Source organism: Bifidobacterium gallicum DSM 20093 = LMG 11596 (genome assembly GCF_000741205.1).
GTDB lineage: Bacteria > Actinomycetota > Actinomycetes > Actinomycetales > Bifidobacteriaceae > Bifidobacterium > Bifidobacterium gallicum.
The window spans coordinates 127,277-148,474 of record NZ_JGYW01000004.1 but is presented as its reverse complement, the minus strand read 5'-3'; the positions used below and the strand labels follow the sequence as shown (position 1 = coordinate 148,474).

At 54.4% G+C, this 21,198-nt stretch carries 7 protein-coding genes; 1 reads left to right on the top strand and 6 read right to left on the bottom strand.

From position 1 onward, the window contains the following. Positions 1 to 72: 72 nt before the first annotated feature. Positions 73 to 1,215 (bottom strand): EpsG family protein, encoded by a 1,143-nt coding sequence (locus tag BGLCM_RS03465; RefSeq protein WP_006294458.1) that lies wholly within the window; start codon positions 1,213 to 1,215, stop codon positions 73 to 75. Positions 1,216 to 1,436: 221 nt separating this feature from the next. Next, the gene (locus BGLCM_RS03460) at positions 1,437 to 2,444 is read right to left on the bottom strand and encodes a polysaccharide pyruvyl transferase family protein (protein WP_006294460.1); all 1,008 of its coding nucleotides are present in this window, start codon (positions 2,442 to 2,444) and stop codon (positions 1,437 to 1,439) included. Positions 2,445 to 2,805: 361 nt separating this feature from the next. On the opposite strand from BGLCM_RS03460, the gene BGLCM_RS03455 reads away from it, so the two are divergent. Further along, positions 2,806 to 3,831: a glycosyltransferase family 2 protein gene (locus BGLCM_RS03455; RefSeq protein WP_052380772.1), complete on the top strand. Its 1,026-nt coding sequence runs from the start codon at positions 2,806 to 2,808 to the stop codon at positions 3,829 to 3,831. Between the two features lie 130 nt (positions 3,832 to 3,961). Here BGLCM_RS03455 and BGLCM_RS03450 read toward each other — a convergent pair whose 3' ends face one another. The 4 genes from BGLCM_RS03450 to BGLCM_RS08005 form a co-directional block, all read right to left on the bottom strand. Further along, a complete protein-coding gene (locus BGLCM_RS03450) occupies positions 3,962 to 7,075 on the bottom strand; it encodes a leucine-rich repeat domain-containing protein (RefSeq protein ID WP_044084763.1) in 3,114 nt (1,037 codons plus the stop codon). Between the two features lie 466 nt (positions 7,076 to 7,541). After that, positions 7,542 to 11,603 carry an Ig-like domain-containing protein gene (locus BGLCM_RS08015; protein ID WP_162176552.1) on the bottom strand — a complete coding sequence of 1,354 codons (4,062 nt, stop codon included), beginning with the start codon at positions 11,601 to 11,603 and terminating at the stop codon, positions 7,542 to 7,544. Between the two features lie 622 nt (positions 11,604 to 12,225). After that, entirely contained in the window at positions 12,226 to 15,960 is a 3,735-nt protein-coding gene (locus BGLCM_RS08010) for an Ig-like domain-containing protein (protein WP_052295140.1), read from the bottom strand. Positions 15,961 to 16,110: 150 nt separating this feature from the next. Then, on the bottom strand, positions 16,111 to 20,949 hold the full coding sequence (locus tag BGLCM_RS08005) for an Ig-like domain-containing protein (protein WP_162176551.1): 4,839 nt from the start codon (positions 20,947 to 20,949) through the stop codon (positions 16,111 to 16,113). Positions 20,950 to 21,198 lie beyond the last annotated feature (249 nt).

The window sequence follows — 21,198 nt, the reverse complement described above, 5'->3', positions numbered from 1 at the left end:
CCAAATGTAAATTCTTTAACGACAATATATTGAATTATTATTACGTACCATGCTTATTATTTATTATTTGAATCAAGTAATACTTACCTCCGGTGCAAACACGGGATGATACGGCAGTACTGCCGAGGACCCATTGGCGATCGGTCCGTAGATCATCCAAATGCAGAAGGCCACAAGCACAACGCCATTGACCATGTAATAGAGGCTTCCGCGCGTCGCTTTACCAATGAAATACGGGATTGAGAAACACTGGAACACCATGAAGTACCACACGAGGCGATAACCCACGGGAATCATGGATTGCAGTAACGTAAACGAGAAACATACACTTTGTGCAAACAAAAACATTGTTGCGCGTTTAGAACTCAACAAATCTTGCTGACGCAGGAAATACACCACTATGAAAGCGATATAAAATACCAGATTCACAGCCACTAATGATTTATCGGTATACCGTGTATCGAACTCACCGGAAATGTAGTACGCAAATCGGCTCCCCTGCACCAGGTACGCCACAATTGCACGCGCCACCCCTTGAAACAGCAACGCCAACGCAGGCAGCACAAGCGAGACAATGGCCAGCACCCTGTTTCGCAAGAAATAACACAGAAAAAACGGAAGAAGCAGGAACGCGCTAATGTGCAGGAATCCCGCCAAAATCACCAAGCCAAACGCCCACCACCAGCGTTTGCGCAGCAGCAGCACAAACGCCACACACGCCACGGCCATAGTCACGTACTGCGCCACAAAACAGAACGCACGCAAGTAATGGAAGGAAAACAGGAAGTAAGCTAGTGGCAGCACAATGAACTTGGAGTTCAAATAGAACGCCACATACATGAGCACAATCGTGATGACCGACATGCCAAAGAAGAACCACTGGTTGTCGTCAAACTTGGCAAACAGCGCGATGATCCAGTTGAACAACGGATCATAATGAGATTTGTCGCCTCGGCGGTTGTCATTCAGCGATGGAACATAGGAGTACACATAGTCATAGCCCGTGTTGTAACGCAAGCCCATCAGCAGGATCAGCACCAGGGCGGAAATGGCGGCAAACGCGTTTCTGGTCCCGCGGATAAAACCAAGCGACCCCAAACGGCTTTTCCTTGCCGGCCCCGCCTGCTCATCATCCGCCATCAATTGGCGTTGGCAGGTGTCGGCCAAGAAAGCAAACACCAAAGAGGTCAGGAATACGCTGATATAAAGAACCATCTGCTCAGATTCCTAACCGCATTGCCGTGCCACGCAGACCGATATTCACCAGCAAAGGCGAAAGCAAATACGCAAGCACACATGAAAACGCAAGCTGCATGTCGCATTGTGTATGGCCCATGATGATTGTCGTGATTCCCTCGCTCTTGTGCTTCAAATGGTTCAGTTACTTCGAGTGCCTCAAATACGTCAACGTACATTGAGTTCAGGCTGACTTGTTATTATAGCAACGCTCGCAATGCCTCAAACTGTTGCAATATGCGATCACGCGGATACGTCGTGGGAGCGTTCATGACTTTGCGCAAAGCGGCCCGTGCTTCTTGTGCGGATTCAATGAATGCGATATAAGGCAGATCCTTGATCCACTGATACACTCCGCGTATTTTGTGGTTGGAATTTGACAGCACCACGCAAGGGGTTTCAGTGATCGCGGCGAAAATCATGCCGTGCAAGCGATCTGTCACCACACATTGTGCGGATGCAAACGTCGTCAATATGTCAGACAGCAGCAGCGTGCGCCCCTCAATGCTGACGTCCTGATCCGGCAGCACCGTATCGGCCGTCGTGACAGGCAACCCGGATTCTTCAGCCGCGCTGAACAGCATCTGCCAATCCTCATCAGACAAACTGCGTTCCTCATCATTACGCAGCACCATCGCCAGACCGCACCGTGAAACGTGGCGTGGAACAAAAGGTGTCGGGTCGAGCGTCAGCACAATATCGGGCACCAGTTCCACATCAGTGGTGGGAAACTCCTCAGCCATTTTCTGTGCGGAAATATGCTCGCGCGCAAACAAATGCAAATCAGAACAGCGGCCATACGCTTGCTTGGCATATGCCAACAACTCCGAATCGTCTGAACTATACGAGATAGTTTGAGGAAACATGATGATGCGCTGGTCCGGGAAACATTCAGCGATTGCGCAACGCTCAAATTCGAACCAATAATACAAATCCCCCATGTTGCCGCCGCCTTGCAACAAAATAAGGTCATTGGGGCGCATTGCACGCCGCAACCACAGTTCATATTCCCAGAATTTTGTGGTCTGAATTTCCATCACATCGCCATCAAAATAACGCCGCACATACTGCATCTGCGCTTCCGAGATGGCCAGGTCGCCCAGATTCGCGTAGTTGGCCGTACCAATGACGAACGCCGTGCGCCGATCACTAGACAACGCCATGAACTCGTTGCGGTGGCTGCCATACCCCTTCATCACGTCAGACATATTTGATAGTCGGCCCACACGCGAAGCTCCGAGCTTCAGCTTGAATGCCGCACGTTTATCCACACCAAACCGCCCTCTTCATTCACCGACGCAATCTGCAACCGATAAACTCTATCATAACGAGGGGTAGTACGAAGGGATACAGCATCTTACAGGTTTGCAATTATTACTGAAATCGCACATTTCTTTTCAGCTGTCATACCCCCCCCCCACAGAATAAGGGTATAGAAACCCCAGAAATCACAGCATTCAATTGACTATATTTATTAGAGAATCTTTTACCCACCGCACCCCCGTTCATTGATGTTCGCCCGTGCAACGCTATACTGAAATCCGGTTCTAGAAATAGATGAGGTATGCCGTGACAACTCAGCAAGAACATCAGCACAGCAATCCGTTAGTTTCCGTCATTGTTCCCATATATGGGGTGGAAGCGTTCCTTGATCAGTGCGTAGAATCCATCGTCAATCAGACGTATGCCAATCTGGAGATTCTGCTCGTTGACGACGGTTCCAAAGACAACTGCCACGCGATGGTGGATGAGTGGGCGCGCCGGGATTCGCGCATCATCGCGCTGCACAAGCCGAACGGCGGCCTGTCAGACGCACGCAATTACGGGCTCGAGCGCGCTTCCGGCGAGTATGTGTACTTTGTGGATTCCGACGACTGGATTGAGCCGCAGCTCGTGCAGACCGCGTTGCGCACCTCCCAGGACACCGACTCAGATATGGTTGTCATCGCCTACAACTCAGCCAACGAGGACGGCAGTCACGTCTTTCCCTCCAAAGATTCGGAGAAATTCCCGGCCGAGGGACGCCGTTCCAGCGCTGAGGCGTTGACCGAACTGTGGAATGACAAGATTCAAAATTTCTCGTGGTCCATTTTTGCCAAGCGTTCCGTGTATGACGGCATCCGTTTCCCGCTCAACCAACTCATGGAAGACATGGGAACCACATACAAACTCTATGACGCCGCCAACGCCGTGTATTTTCTGCCAGTTTGTTTATATAACTACCGCGTGCGTTCCAACTCGATTCTCGACCGCAAGCCGCCGGCCATGAGCGCCGACACGGTCAAAGACATCAAGGCGATTGACATTTTCGCACAACAGCGCTATCCCGAGCTGCTCGAAAAGGAACTCAACTGGTCGGTGCGTTATCTTTCGGCCGCTATCATTTGGGCCAGCGAGTCCAAACAGCAGTTTGATCGACCCTCTTCCTACCGCGCTTTCGTGCGCTCCACACGCAAGTACATGACGAGCCGCATCAAAAAACTGGGCGTTCGCCGCATGACGCTGACCAACATGTTGAAGGTCACGCCCATTTATTTGCATTGTCAGCCGGCTCTTACAGCCGTCTCCAAGTTGCGTGACCACCGGCGCATCTAGGGCCCGCTTTCCCCACACAAGCAAGGGCTGCTCTGTGTTGCGTTACGCAGCACAGAGCAGCCCTTGTGTTTTTGTATCGTGCTTTTTTGCTTCCGCTCAACAGCTCAGCAAATCAGCAGATCAGCAATTTTTATTTCTGAATTGCGTCATGGGTCCTCTTGAGGAACACACCCATATCCTGTCGCATAAGGCGGCTGGTACCGCCAAATGTGCCATCCGAGTTGCCATTCGTAATGTGCTCGGACGCCATCCACAGAATCTCCTTGGACGCGAACGTGTCTTTGTTCACATCCTTGAACTTGGCATAATCCTCATCCGTAGGAGCAAACGTCTTTGCAGACTTGCAGCCTTCCAACTTGGCCAAACGGTACAGGAAGATTGCAGCGTCCTGACGCGTGAGCTTGGCACTGCCTTTGAATGTTCCATCCGGATTACCCAAAGTGATACCCTTCGCGGCCATCCAAAGGATTTCCTTGGCGCCAAAGCTGTCCTTCTTCACATCCTTGAAACGGGTGTAATCCTTATCCGTGGGCTTGAAGTTGATCGCGCTTTCGTCACCCTCCAGCTTGGCCAAACGGTAGATGAACACAGCCATGTCTTGACGAGTCAACGTTTGGCCATACCCAAACGTGCCATCGGAATTGCCCTGAGTGATACCAACCGTATACAACCAGTCGAGCGCATCGGCGAATTGCGCATTCGCGGGAACATCCTTGAACCGGTCGCGCACTGTGACCGTGATGGACGATTCCTTCTGACCAATCTTCGCCGTGATCTTCACAGTTCCCGTCTTGGTGGTGGTGCGGATATAACCGTTCACACTAACTGTGGCAATGGACTCATCGGAGCTCAACCAAGTCACCTTGGTATCCGTCGAGTTCGCGGGCATTGGCCTGGCGGTGACGTTATGCACCGACTGCGCCATCATCTTCAGCTTTCCATCGCTTACACCTTCGCCCTTGACTACTACGGACTCGGCGGGCACCGGCACCGCTTTGACTGTAACCGTGCACTTCACGTCATGATTGCCACGAACCAAACCATGCACCTCAAATTTGCCCGGCTTGGCATACTGGCTTTCGGTAATGGCATCCCAAACAACGGGTTCATACGTTGTCTGGCCGTTGCTCCATTCCACGGACGCAATACCCAAATCCGGTTTGGTGCCAGCCTGCGTTTCCTTATCCCACACCTTGATCTTGGTAATTGTGGCATCGGAAACCGTGACCTTGCGACCAGCCCAAGTGCCGTTGCCTGCACTGTCTTCCACGTAATAGCGGATGCCATACGTGCCGGCAACGTTGACGTTGAGATCATTCTTACGAATCACAATGCGGTCGGTGATATCACCGTCCTGGTCATCAGTGGCTGTCACACCATACATCCAGTCGTACTTCTCACCAAGCGTGACATTGGTATCGTATACACCATTGAACTGCGGCGGCGTCTTGTCGTTATGTTCCACCGTGACATTGGCTTGAACCTTGCCGCTGTACAAATAATCTTGGGTATCCGACTCGCTGAACGTGAACTGATAGATGCCACTATTCTTGACGTTGTTCCACGTCACCTTTCCAGTAGTGGCATCAAATACGCCACCTTCGGGAGACATGGTCTTTGGCTTGAGGTAATTGCCTTGGCGCCCCTTGACCGACAGCATCGAAACGCTGCCAGCCTCATCCGCGGTAATATCATCACGGCGGATGGTTTGGTTGTCGTTCATCGAGTATTCGGTTGGCGTTGTATTGACCAACGGCGACATGTCTTCAATGGAGTTGCTTTCCAACTGGATGCGGCGCAAATCCTTGACATCGGCCAGCGGGGACACGTCCTTGAACGGATTGCCCGACACCCACAATGCATTGAGTGTGGGCCACTGGCGCACAAAGCTCAAATCACTGATCAGGTTGTCGTAAATATCCGCCCAAGCCAGCTTGGGCACGTCGGTCATGGCGGCAAAATTCTCAATGTAATTGTTGCCCATGCCCAAGCCCCACAATTCCGGCTTGTTGGCCAGCGGGGAAACATCGGTCACACGCGCGTTGTAAATCTGCACATCATACAAGTGCGTCAAATCACGCAACGGCTCAATATTGTCGATGGCATTATTGGAAGCGTGAATCGTGCGCAGGTTGGTCAAATGTTCAAGACCAGCCAATGATGTGATACCGGCACCATTGACATACAACTCGGTAACGCTGTCGAGCACTTGCTGCGTCACCACATCAGTCACCGCCGCCTTGGCAGCTTCAGCCACTTTCGCAGCCAACTTCGCGTCAGCAAAGCAGTCAGCAAATGTGGATTGGTCTGGTGTGCATGTGGTAGCGGCAAGCGGCGTAGGGGTCGGCTTTTCCTTGGCACGCTTGATCCAAACCGGATCCTGGATTGGTGAAGGATCTTCAGGGTATTCAGAGCCCTGAATGGTCACATCCACACGTACAATGCCCGAGAATGGTCTATCTCCAGAAACACCACCGCCCTGGCTGGTATAGGTGGCAATAAGCCCAATACCCGAATAGATATTGTTTGGCCACGTCACCGAACCGGTTGCCTCATCATAGGTACCGTTGTTGTTGATGCCGCTAGGCACAATCGGCTTGCCATCATAACCGGTAGGCATAGGAACCGTGATGGATCCGCCATATTCCACGGTACGGTTGTAGTGGTTGACATTGCCCGTCATCACCAAGTACTTCGGTGGGTCAGCCGTCACGCCGCTTGCCGTGGCAATAGTGTTGCTGCTGATATCAGCGCCCTTCAATGCGGTGAGACCATTGACTGGCGTGGCATCAGTAATGACATTCGAAGAAGCCCAGAGCCACTCCAACTTGGAAGCCGAAGCCAAAGGCTGGATTGAAGAAACGTTGTTATGCGAAATATTGACCGACGTCAGATTCGGCATATTCGACAGCACCGAGATATTATCCAGCTTGTTGTCACCAACACCAAGCGTTTCCAACGAGGTGTTGTTCTTCAATGGATCGATACTGACTATGGCGTTATTGTATGCCTCGAACGACTTCAATGTGGTCAAGGCCGACAACGGCTTCAACGACTCGATATTGTTGTCGGACAGTTGCACATGTTCAAGCGACGTAAACGTGCCCAGTCCAGTCAAATCCTGGATGTTGGCATTACGCGCATTGATTTCAGTCACAGACGCACGCGCCTGCTCACTAATGACATCGCCCACAGATGCACCTGCAGCCTTGGCCACTACGGATGCCAAATTCTTGTCTGGCATACACTGCGTATAAGTATTGCTACCAACCGCGCATTCCGAGGCGACAACATTGTCTTGCTCCTGGGCGAATGCATGATTAACCACGCCAATAAATGAAGCTGCAGCAAAAACGCTGGATAAAACCGCTGCAATCGCGCGAGTAGGGCCTTCCCCCATAGTCCTTCTCATCTTCACCACCTTGAGTTATATATAGGGAAATAAAGCTTTCCCACAATATTTCTTCCTTACAATACTACGTTATATTGCAACTTATCCTCCATTATTCAACCACTTTGCAAGCTACTTTATTCCAAATATTTGCAATGTGTGGGCATATGTGCACAATTGTTTTACATTTCCCATTTCTTTTGCCTGCCGTTCATAATCATGGCCGGAATATGAAAGGAGGACCCGGTATGCACCGGGCCCTCCTTGGCGATGACATGTTCACACGCTTAAACCGGGCAGTTCACTACCCGGTCTGGGCTTATTTGTTCAGATGGTTGTGTGTGCGGTGCAGGAACACGGCCATGTCCTCACGAGTGAGGTTGCTGCCACCACGGAACGTGCCGTCCGTGTTGCCCTTGACAATGCCCACACTGGTCAACCACAAAATCTCCGTGGCACCAAACGAACCCTGCTTGACATCCGAGAACCGCGCGTAATCCGCAGCCGAAGGCTTGAACGACGACGCCGAAGCGTCACCCATCACCTTCGCGAAACGATACAGGTAAATCGCCGAATCCTGACGGTTCAACGACTTGTCCCCACGGAACGAACCATCCTCGAACCCCTTGATCACACCCTTGGACGCCAACCACAACACCTCGGTCGCACCAAACGACCCCTGCTTGACATCCGAGAACCGAGCATAATCCGCAGCCGAAGGCTTGAACGACGCCGCCGAAGCGTCACCATTCAACTTCGCCAAACGATACAGGAAAATAGCCATGTCACGACGGTTCAACGACTTGCCAAACCCGAACGTGCCATCACCATTGCCCATCGAAATGGCATTGTCAGCAAGCCACTGAATATCAGACGCCTGCCACGCCGACACCGGCACATCCGTAAACTGCACCTTACGCGGTGTCACCTTCACTTCAACCGTGGCCGCATGACCATTCGCGAACACGATGATCGAAGCCGAACCCTGCGCCTTCGCCGTCACTACACCCGAAGTGGATACCGAAGCGATTGAGGCGTTCGTGGACGAATACGACACTGTTTGGTCCGTTGCGTTCGACGGGGTCACCGAAGCCTTGACCTGGTGCGAAGCGCCAACAGTCAACTCCAGCTTGCCATCCGCCGGATCGGACACCTGCACACCCGTCACCGGCACCACCGTCGTCTCCGTCACCGACACCGCGATCGCCGAAGACGCCATACCACCAGCCGTAGCCGTCACCGCGGCCACACCAGCCTTGAGCGCCGTCACCTTGCCATCCGCGTCAACCGACACCACAGCAGGATTGCTCGAACGCCACGTCACCGTCTTGTCCGAAGCGTTCGACGGGGCAACCGTGGCCGTCAACTGGCCCGACTCACCCTTCTTCAACGACAACGACGACGGGGAAATCGTCACCGACGACACCGGCACCGAAGCCGAAGCCACCGTCACCGTCACCGACGACGACTTGCCACCAGCCGAAGCCGTAATCGTGGCAGTACCAGCCTTCTTCGCCGTCACCTTGCCCGAAGCGTCAACCGTGGCGACAGCCGCATCCGACGACTTCCACGACACGACCTTGTCCGTCGCATTCGAAGGAGCAACCGTCGCAGACAACTGCTTCGACGCGCCTTCCGTCAGCGAGAAATCGCCACCAGCAATCGACACCGAAGAAACCGGAACCTCGACCACACAAGGAGCGATAGTTCCTACCTTGCCGTTCTCGATAACGAGGTTGGCGCCGGTACCGGTGTAGTTCTTCTTACCGTTGTTGTCCCAAGCGCCAGCACCGTTGTTGATCACGAACTCGACTTCGTCTTGGTTCGGGTTGTCAACCGTGTACTTGACCCAGCCATCGCAAGCGGCTTCCATCTTCACACCAGGAACCGTGGTCCAAGTGCCGGCAGCACCGTTCTTGTTCACGCGGTAATGTAGGTAAGTGGAGTTAGCACCAAACTTCGAAGCCGGGTAATAGATGGTCGTGGAGGCCACCACAGGAGGTTCGCCCGTCACCGTCACGGTAACGGAAGCGGACTTGTCGCCAGCCTTAGCGGTGACAGTGGCCGTACCCTTGGCAACACCAGTGACGACACCATTGTTGACCGAAACCACTTTGGCGTTGGACGAAGACCACGAAACCTTGGCATTGGCGGGATCAACCACAGCCGTCAGCTTGGCGGTCGGAGCATCTGCCAGATCAAGCGAGAGTTGACCGTTGTTCGCACCGTTAATGGAGATGGAATTGACCACGATTGGTGCGCATGCTGCCTCAGTCCACGAAGTCGAGGAAACAGTCAGGTTGCCATCCCACACATAGGAACCATCGATTTGGAGGCCTGCTGCGTCCACATGATCCTCGGGATCAGTCGACACGGCATCGCCTGGGAACTTGTTGCCGGCAATCTGGCCAGGGCCACCATTATTGAAGATAATGCGGATTGGGGAATCGCCCGCTTCTTCAATCATTTCCTCAGGAATCTCATAAACCTGATCGGCAGTGCCATTGCAGGCATCCGACTCAGCCGTCATCAACTCACCAGGCCAAGCGGCATTCTCAATGACGTTCGAGCCCGTGGCGTTGTTATCGACATAGGCATATGCATAAATGCTGCTCCACGTCGACGGCTTCTTCGCATATGCGGTGTAGCTCACCACAGCATTCGGGTCCTTCTTCAGAACTGTCAACGAATCCGTGACTTGGGAGCCGTCTTCGCAGGTACCTGTCACGGTAACGGTAATCGAGCTGCCATACGAGGTGTTACGGCCAATCGTGATGGTCTGTCCATCCGTATAGGAGCCGGATGCGCCCTCGCTTGTGGTGTAACGGGTATTGGTCACATTGCGGGAGTTCAGCGTAACCGTGGTGGTATCAGTCTTGAACGACTTGGCGCCGGACACGGAAACGACACCGCGCTTGGATGCGGAACCATTGAAGTACACGGCAATCTTGCCTGCAGGAGCGTTACCAGAAGTGATCTTCTTGTTCTGCACCGTCAGCGTGCCGCCATAGACCTGATCGGTATATGTGCCATCATCAAGCGTGGTGGCCATGCCAGCGAGATTCTTCTCGCCACCCATGTTGACAACGGTGACACCATCATTGTTGCTGTTGCCATCGGTCTTGTAACGCTCAATCATCAGGCACTGGTTGCCGCCCTGGCAATTGCGCATAAATTCCGCGTTGCCTTCCATGGCATTGCGGAAATGGTTGACCGCCACAACTTCTGGATGCTTCCACTCGTCATCGCCAGCATCACCCAACGAGGAGCGCTCGGCAAATCGGGGGTTGCTACCGCCGGAACCGGCCGGACGGTTGAAGAACAGTGGAGCGCCACCGGACTTGGATGCCACAACACCCCAGCCCATGCGCATCTGCCATGCATTCAACTGCGAAGAATACTCGTTCGTGTTGGCATATGTATCGTGCGATTCAACCCAGGTGACAAGCTGGTTGTCGCGCACACCATCACCTTGCAGGTTGGAAAGGTTGCCTGCGTTCAGGTTGTAGCCTTGCAGGGCGCCACGCAATGCATTGCCGAACTTGGATGCGGTGTTGCCGCCACCATTCGTTGAATACTTGGAGAACAGGGCAGGATAAGCCGGAGCGTTCAGGCCGTTGTCGCCTTGGAGCACTTCGCCATACTGGTACTGTGCACCGTTGGGAAGAATCGTGTCGTAGTAAGGCGAATATGTGCTGAACTCGTTTGGAAGCTCAATATGCTTCGCCGCATCATAACGGAAACCGTCAATGCCGGCATCCACTGCGCGAACCAGATAGTCCTTCATCTTGTTGGCGACGGTCTGGTTTTCAGTGTTCAGATCCCACAAGCTCAGCAAATGGCAGTGAGTAACCTGCCAACGCTGACTATAATTGATGGCAGTACCGTTATCACCGCAGTTACCTTCAGTACGCGTGTGGAAATACTCGCTGCGCTGCCATTCAGGATCGATGGCATTCCAATCCGCAGTGAAATGGTTGATCACACCGTCAGCAATGACTCGAATGCCATATTTATGGGCTTCAGCAGTCATAGCCCTGATTTCAGCTTCGGTACCAATGACCTTGTTGCCAATCTTGGTGCCGGAAGGCTGATATACGTAATACCAGTTTTCAGTGAACTGGCCTCCATGCATGGGGCCCTTGATTTCAGAAATGGGAACAGTCTGGATGGTGGTATAGCCAGCATCGGCAATCTCAGCCATATGGGCTTTGATCGTGTTGGCCGACCACATCCAGGCGTGAAGGATTGCGCCATAGCTCATCTCTTTGGCAAGGCCATTGGCTTGGCGCGCAGCCTCAAACGTGGGATTGCCGAGTGTGCGATCGTAGCTGGTGGTGGGTCCATTGGCGGCTTGCGCGGTATTCGTGACAACAGCCATGCCACCAAGCATGGTCGCTGCAGAAATCACGAAGGCTGTTGACTTCTTGCCAATGGTCCGGGCAGTGGAATGCCACGATGTATTCACATCATTGACACCCTGTGACGCCCGCGATTCTGGTGCAGGATGGGACACTGCTAGGTTCCTTTCCTATCCTTCGGCAACATCCGAAATACTGCTTGCCGAAGCTCTCTCTACATTCCGATTGAAAGAAGCTGCGATAACGACATCACGGTATCTTTCATTCAGCTGCCAGTCGATTATGCTTTTCCACGTTGTTTGTACTGAAAGCCTTGAAATAGTAGGATTCTCGAACTTCAGTACCAACTATCATCAAGCTCACACTCCATAGTGCAATCGTTGGCATTAGGACAAGTATAAAGTATCTGTCGCACACAAACCGTGGTTTTCCCGAAATTGTGACAACGTTGGCATCAGAAACAATGCAAAGAGGAAATGCTCATAAGCATTTATTGACTGTTTTCCAGCAACTCAAGAGGATAGATGATTAACCTTATATCAGTGATGCGTCCACGTTATGAAACAATAAAAGGGAGGTTTGGGTGTGTTGTTCCAAACCTCCCCAGAAAACCGGTGGCAACGGCGGCAAGCCGCCGTCACACTACTTGTTCAGATGGTTGTGTGTGCGGTGCAGGAACACGGCCATGTCCTCACGAGTGAGGTTGTTGCCACCACGGAACGTGCCGTCCGTGTTGCCCTTGACAATGCCCACACTGGTCAACCACAAAATCTCCGTGGCACCAAACGAACCCTGCTTGACATCCGAGAACCGCGCGTAATCCGCAGCCGAAGGCTTGAACGACGACGCCGAAGCGTCACCCATCACCTTCGCGAAACGATACAGGTAAATCGCCGAATCCTGACGGTTCAACGACTTGTCCCCACGGAACGAACCATCCTCGAACCCCTTGATCACACCCTTGGACGCCAACCACAACACCTCGGCCGCACCAAACGACCCCTGCTTGACATCCGAGAACCGAGCATAATCCGCAGCCGAAGGCTTGAACGAAGCCGCCGAAGCGTCACCATTCAACTTCGCCAAACGATACAGGAAAATAGCCATGTCACGACGGTTCAACGACTTGCCAAACCCGAACGTGCCATCACCATTGCCCATCGAAATGGCATTGTCAGCAAGCCACTGAATATCAGACGCCTGCCACGCCGACACCGGCACATCCGTAAACACCGTCTTACGCGGCGACACCGTCACCTCGACCACCTGCGCGAAACCGGAAGCCGAAACCAGCACATACGCGGTACCAGCCTTGACACCCGTGACCATGCCATCAGCCGAAACCTTGACAACCGTAGGATCGGTCGACGAATACACCACAGTCGGATCCGACGCGTTCCACGGCGTCACCGTCGTGCGGATCACCTTCGACGCGCCCTCCTGCAACCCCAGCTTGCCATCAGCCGGATCGTCCACCGTGATACCCGTCACCGGAACCACCGTGTCCGTCACCGTCACCGATACCGCCGACGACACCACACCACCAGCCGAAGCCGTGATCGCGGCCACACCAGCCTTGAGCGCCGTCACCTTGCCCGAAGCGTCAACCGAAGCCACAGCAGGATTGCTCGAATACCACACCACCGACTTGTCCGACGCATCCGACGGGGCAACCGAAGCCGACAACTGCCCCGACTCACCCCTCCTCAACACCAACGACGACGGAGACACCAACACCGACTCAACAGGAACATCAACCGAAGCGGCCGACACAGTGACCGTCACCGACGACGACTTGCCACCAGCCGTAGCCGTGATTGTAGCTGTACCAGCCTTCTTCGCAGTCACGTTGCCCGAAGCGTCAACCGTGGCGACAGTCGCATTCGAAGACTTCCACGACACGACCTTGTCCGTCGCATTCGAAGGAGCAACCGTCGCAGACAACTGCTTCGACGCGCCTTCCGTCAGCGAGAAATCGCCACCAGCAATCGACACCGAAGAAACCGGCACGACAACCGGATCCGGAGTGGTCTTGCACGGCACTGTTACGCCAATTTGACCCTTCTCCACCACAAGGGTCGTGCCCTTACCGGTGTAATCCTTGCCTCCGTTGTTGTCCCAAGCGCCGGCACCGTTGTTGAAATCGAACGTCACGGCCTTGCCGCCTGTCGTGATGCGCTTGGAAACCCAGCCATCGCATGCTTCACTCATCTTTTCGCCAGGCGCCACAGTCCATGCGCCGTCTCCGACACGGTAATGGATATAGGTGGAGTCTTTGCCATAGGTGCTAGATGGGTAATAAATAGTTGTCATCTGGTCGACGGGAATATCGCCAGTCACACGCACAGAAATCGACGTGGTCTTGTCACCTGCAGTCACGGAGATTGTAGTCGAGCCGGCCTTGATCGCCTCGACAGCGCCCGTCGACGAGACGGTCGCAACAGTCGGATCAGAAGAAGTCCAGGTGACCTTCTTGACGGTCGCGTTCGCAGGAGTATACGTTGCCTCAAGCTGCGCGCTCGTGGCGGACGCGAGATCGATAGTGAGCGTGTTGTTCGAGACACCGTCGCCGGAAATCGTCAACGTATCAACTGGAGTGACTGTTTCCTTCGTGTAGGTGAAGGTCTTGTTCACCTGCTTGCCGTTGTTGCCGGTACCGCTCACGGTGACGGTCACGGTGCCGCCGGAACCGGTAGAACCGCCAATTTCGATGATGTCGCCGTCCTTGAACGAACCGGAAGCGCCTTCGGACGTGCTGTACGAGGCGTTCGCCATATTGAACGAACGCAGCGTGACGCTCTTCGTGTCTTCAATAACACCCTGATTAGGAGCGGCAGTCGCGGACGAAATCGGCGTCGTGTCAACCTTGGCGTTGTAGAACGCGGCGACCGTGTTCGGGCCGATTTCAGTGGCGGAAATCTTGCCGCCGGAAACAGTGAGCTTCGCGCCCGAGACTTCATCGGTATACACACCGTCGTCGAGCTTCGTGCTCATGCCATTGATTGACGAACCGCCACGTTCAGTCGTTGCGACGAGCAGACCGTCATCGGCAGAGCTGCCGTTCTTCTTGTATCGCTCGACCATGACGCACTGGTCACCGCCGCAGTTGACGGTGTTCATGTCGTTGCCAACCATAGCGTTACGGAAATGGTTCGACGCGACAATGCCAGGCTGCTTCCAATCGTCGGCGCCAACGTCACCGATCTTTGACTTCTCAGAGAACCACGGCTGCGTACCACCCGAAGCGTAAGGGCGGTTGAAGAACAGCGTCATCGTCTCACCGCGTGCGTTCATCGTTGCATAGGCGCCGCGAACCTGCTCTTCAGTGAACTTCTCGGACTGGCGATCGCAGTAATTGTCGTGCGATTCAATCCAGGTGACAATCTTGTCGGGGCTGGTGCCCATGCGGTAGTCGGAGAAGAAACGTGCAGAAAGCGAACGGTCGTTCATCGAGTTGCGCATTTCCTGGCCGTAATCGGAACCCGTGACACCGCCGCCACCGATCGAGGATTGCGAGAACATGTTCGCGTAATCCACTTCGCGCACGTTCTTGTCTTGCAGCACTTCACCGTACTGGTACTGCGAACCATTGTTCAGAATGCCGGTCCAATACGTTGAGCCACCGAATTCTCCCGGCAGCTCGATATGCTTTGCAGCATCATAACGGAAACCGTCGGCACCCAGCGCGACGACCTGCTTGTAGAAGTCGGCCATGCGGTTTTCGACTTCCTTGCTCTGCGTATTGAGATCCCACAGGCCCGACAGCTGATTCTGCGTGCAGTCTTCACGATCGTTGTAATCGCTGATATTGCCCTTGTTCACATGGAACAGGGATTTGTCTTGCCATGCCGGTTCGATCACATCAAAGTCGGAGGTGAAATGGTTGGCGACAGCATCGACGATGACGCGCACGCCATACTGATGAGCGGTATCGCACATCGTCTTGAACTCTTCGGCAGTACCGAGGATGTAGTTGCCAACGGTCGTGTCGGTCGGCTGGTAAATGTAGTACCAGTTGAGATACCAGTTGCCTTTGCCGAGTTCACTATTGTCTTTGACAGCCGAAACATTGTTCGTCTGAATTGACGTATAGCCGGCCTGTGCGATTTCCGGCATATGCTCAGTAATCGTCTTGAACGACCACATGAACGTATGCAACGTGGAACCATCACGCATGTTCTTGGTCAGGCCGTACTTGTTGCGGGCTGCCTCAAACGACGGATTGCCGATCGTGTCGGAGTAGCTGTCTCGCGTTGCTGCCTGGGCGGCCTCTGGCTGCGAAACGGATACCGCTAGCCCTGCTCCCATTGTGGCCACTGCCAGCAAGCCAGCAATAGCTTTCTTCCTCATGGCGAGGAAAGACGAAGAAAATGACATTCGTTGCTTCCTTACAAGAATGAGTATCCACAAGAATAATGTGTAAAAATAGGGGGCGGGACTACCGTCTCGCCCCCTAGGCGACAAAGATATCTGCTATGTAATCAGCCAATTATCCTGTCATTGTTGCCGGTATACCGACGTTTGGGCTTATTTGTTCAGATGGTTGTGTGTGCGGTGCAGGAACACGGCCATGTCCTCACGAGTGAGGTTGCTGCCACCACGGAACGTGCCGTCCGTGTTGCCCTTGACAATGCCCACACTGGTCAACCACAAAATCTCCGTGGCACCAAACGAACCCTGCTTGACATCCGAGAACCGCGCGTAATCCGCAGCCGAAGGCTTGAACGACGACGCCGAAGCGTCACCCATCACCTTCGCGAAACGATACAGGTAAATCGCCGAATCCTGACGGTTCAACGACTTGTCCCCACGGAACGAACCATCCTCGAACCCCTTGATCACACCCTTGGACGCCAACCACAACACCTCGGTCGCACCAAACGACCCCTGCTTGACATCCGAGAACCGAGCATAATCCGCAGCCGAAGGCTTGAACGACGCCGCCGAAGCGTCACCATTCAACTTCGCCAAACGATACAGGAAAATAGCCATGTCACGACGGTTCAACGACTTGCCAAACCCGAACGTGCCATCACCATTGCCCATCGAAATGGCATTGTCAGCAAGCCACTGAATATCAGACGCCTGCCACGCCGACACCGGCACATCCGTAAACTGCACCTTACGCGGTGTCACCTTCACGGACACCAGTGCAGCATGGCCCGAAGCGGACACAATGATGTTTGCAGTGCCTTCAGTCTTCGCAGTGACCACGCCGGTCGACGAGACACTCACCACCGAAGCGTTGGTCGACGAATACGACACTGTTTGGTCCGTTGCGTTCGACGGGGTCACCGAAGCCTTGACCTGGTGCGAAGCGCCAACAGTCAACTCCAGCTTGCCATCCGCCGGATCGGACACCTGCACACCCGTCACCGGCACCACCGTCGTCTCCGTCACCGACACCGCGATCGCCGAAGACGCCACACCACCAGCCGTAGCCGTCACCGCGGCCACACCAGCCTTGAGCGCCGTCACCTTGCCATCCGCGTCAACCGACACCACAGCAGGATTGCTCGAACGCCACGTCACCGTCTTGTCCGAAGCGTTCGACGGGGCAACCGTGGCCGTCAACTGGCCCGACTCACCCTTCTTCAACGACAACGACGACGGGGAAATCGTCACCGACGACACCGGCACCAAAGCCGAAACCACCGTCACCGTCACCGACGACGACTTGCCACCAGCCGAAGCCGTAATCGTGGCCGAACCAGCCTTCTTCGCCATCACCTTGCCCGAAGCGTCAACCGTGGCGACAGCCGCATCCGACGACTTCCACGACACGACCTTGTCCGTCGCGTTCGACGGAGCAACCGAAGCAGAAAGCTGCTTCGTGGCATCCACAGCCAGCGAGAAATCGCCACCAGCAATCGACACCGAGGAGACAGGCACATCCACCACGCATGGAGCGGAGTCAACAGTCAGCGTGCCGTTCTGGAGCTTCAGGGATTCACCCGTGCCCTTGTAGTTGGCTTCACCGTTGTTATCCCAAGCGCCAGCACCGTTGTTGATCACGAACTCGACTTCGTCTTGGTTCGGGTTGTCAACCGTGTACTTGACCCAGCCATCGCAAGCGGCTTCCATCTTCACACCAGGAACCGTGGTCCAAGTGCCAGCAGCACCGTTCTTATTCACGCGGTAATGCAGGTAAGTGGAGTTAGCACCGTAGGTTGCGGACGGATAGTAGACCGTCGTGGTGGTCGGGATTACGAGCTCACCAGTCACCGTGACCTTAATGGAAGCGGACTTGCCACCGGCCGTTGCGGTGATAGTAGTCGTGCCAGCCTTGGAGGCCGTGATCTTGCCATTCTTGTCGATCTTGGCCACAGCCTCGTTCGACGATGCCCACGTGACCTTCTTGGAAGTTGCGTTAGCCGGGCTGACCGTAGCGGAAACCTGAGCCGTGCGAGACGTGCCAAGGTCGATGGAGATGTCGCCACCGGCAATTGTCACAGAATCGACCGGAATGATTTCTACTTCGCCACCAGCGTTGCCGATGCGGGCCATAGGCACCGAGAACGAATCCTCATCGGACTTCTCGTAAGAGTTGTTCTCCTGGGACTGCGTATCGGGCAGATCAGCGTTGTCATTGACCGTCAGATCGTAAGGCAGGGAGTCCATACCGGACAGACCCATGGTTGCCACAACCTGCACGCCAACACCGGTCTTCTCAACGTCAGCAGCAGAGATGCCGAGTTCCTCGAGCGGAATTGCAATCTCGCAGATTGAATCCTGCGTGCTGGGGTTGTGCCCCTTGGACATGAAGTCAACCCAAGGACCATTGTCGTTCTTCATGTCGCCTGGCAGACGGTTGTTGTAGTGACCCCAACCGCCTTCGAGACCCATGACGGACTTGCTCAGCAGGCCGGTTCCAGCAGCATACTGGATGTTGCTCTTCTGAGTACCCGACTTCGGATCAGCACCGGGACCGTAGAGTGCTGTAGCGCTCAGACCGGTTTCGTCACCGCCGTACACCCACGGACCGTTCTCGCCCTTCTTCACAGCAAGGCCAATGACGTTGTTGACATTCTGCTCCCAAGAGATGCGAGAATCCCAGATGGTGCCACCAGTTTGCAGATTGGCATTCTTGCCAACACGGTTGTCAGGACGACCCGTGTCCAGAGCGATCCAGATTGCAGGGCCCTTCTCCACATGGGCAGGACGGCCGATTGGATAGTTGTCCATTTGGTCAACGACATCCTGGACGTTCGTCATTTCCCACATCAGGTACAGGTTGTTGTCATCGTAGGTACCGTAAAGCGCATAGAGATCGATAGGCATCTCATACATCGAGTTTTCACGGTAAATACGCGGATCATCGTTGGCCGTACCCTGGGCGATCAGCATGGAGCTGTCCCAGTCACCAGCAGCACCATCAACCGAGATCGTCTTCTTGATCTTCTGACCCGTGGTGTTGGTGGTGTAGTACTTGGCCAGGTTCTGAGACGAGCGCTCGGTCTTCGTGTAGGTATAGGTCTGCTTGAGGCTCTTGCCTTCAGCGCCGGTGCCCTTACCCGTAATGGTCAACGTGATGGTGTCGCCGACCTGTGCCGAGGCACCGACCGTGATCTTCTCGCCGGATGCGAACGTGCCCGACTTGCCATCGGAAGTCGTCCACTTCAAATCGGTGGCGTTCTGTGCGCGCAGTGTGACTTCGATACCGTTGCCCGTGAACGTGGTATTCATCGGAGCGGCGCTGATGGACTCTGCACCAATATTGGAGCCGCCTTCGTTGTTCCAGAAGACGCTGACCTTGTTGCCGGCAGCGCGGCCGGAAGTGATCTTGCCGCCCGACACAGTGATGGAACCGCCATTGACCTGGTCCTTATAGGTACCGTCGTCAAGGATGGTCGACATGCCGGCAAGATCCTTGTCACCGCCGCCCAGGTTGACAGCGACGAGGCCGTCGCTGCCGCTGTTGCCATCAGCAATACCACGTTCGATTGTCACACAGGACTGGTCGCCGTTGCAGTTCTGCAGGTTCTCAGGCGAGCCTTCCATAGCGTTACGGAACTTGTTGACCCACTTGACCTCAGGATGCTTCCATTCGTCATCGCCAGCGGAGCCCAGCTGGGTCCGCTCAGAGAACTGCGGCTGGCTAGGACCACCGGAACCGACCGGACGGTTGAAGAACAGCGGAGCGCCACCAGCACGTGATGCAATCAGGGCCCAGCCCTTACGAATCTTTTCGGCCGAGATGGCCGAGGAAACGCCGTGGCCATCCATTTCCTTGTTGGCGTAGTTATCGTGCGACTCAACCCAAGTGACAAGCTGGTTGTCGCGCACACCATCGCCCTGCAAGTTACGCATGGAGGAGGCAGAAACGCGGCCCGAGTTGATAGCAGCACGGATAGTACCACCGAACTTGGAAGCGGTGTTACCGCCGCCGTTCGTCGAGTACTTATCGAACAGGGCCGGATATGCGGCTGCGTTCAGACCGGAGTCACCCTGCAGCACCTCACCATACTGGTACTGGGCGCCGTTCGGCAGGATGGTGTCGTAGTAAGGAGAATACGTAGCGAATTCGTTCGGAAGCTCAATGTGCTTGGCCGCATCGTAGCGGAAGCCGTCAATACCGTCAGCCACTGCACGCGACAGATAATCGTGCATGCGGTTGGACACTTCCTGGCTCTGCGTGTTCAAATCCCACAGACCCAACAGATGGCACTGAGTGACCTGCCAACGTTCGCCGTAATTGATCTTGTCGCCATCTGCGCCACCGCAAATGCCGTTACGCGTGTGAAACAGGTTCTTGTCTTGCCACTCGGGATCAATGGCGTTCCAGTCGGAGGAGAAGTGGTTGATAACGCCGTCGGCAATGACGCGGATGCCGTACTTATGGGCTTCAGCCGTCATAGCCTGAATTTCAGCCTCGGTACCAATAACCTTGTTGCCAATCTTGGTGCCAGTGGGCTGATACACGAAGTACCAGTTCTCGTCGAATTGCATACCGCGGACAGGTCCCTTGATTTCTGCAATCGGAACTGTCTGAATCGTGGTATAGCCTGCATCGGCAATCTCTGCCATCTTGGACTTCAGTGTGTTGGCCGACCACATCCAAGCATGCAGGATGGAGCCGTAGCTCATCTCCTTGGCCAAGCCGTTCTGCTGGCGTGCCGCCTCGAATGTGGCATTGCCAAGAGTGCGGTCGTAGCTCGTAGTCGGGATCGCCGCTTGTGCGGTTGAAACACCAAGCGACAGGCCACCCAGCAATGTGGCCATAGACAAAACAAGGGCAGTAGCCTTCTTGGCTGCTCCCCTGTTGGTATTACGTGAGCCGGTCATGGCAACTGAAGGTTCCGTTCCTTCAACACCCTGAGCCCGGTTCGTCACCGTGTGCGACACAGTGGTTCCTTTCTCTCTCATTTCGATGCTCCTCATTGGACATCGGGTAAGCGAAGCGACCTCTCTTTTGGCAGATATTCCGAATGATTCAGCTTCGCTCTGCGAACGTTCTCATGGCGTTCTCACATGATTATTCTTCTGTCAGTGAAGATTATGCCTTGATGGGCAGTTGTGAGGGTCGGTGATGAGAACGTTAGCAATTGATTTCAGTATAGTACAAATCGCGGCTTCGTATGGGTCAGATCAGGCAAATCTTGTAAAATATGAGAC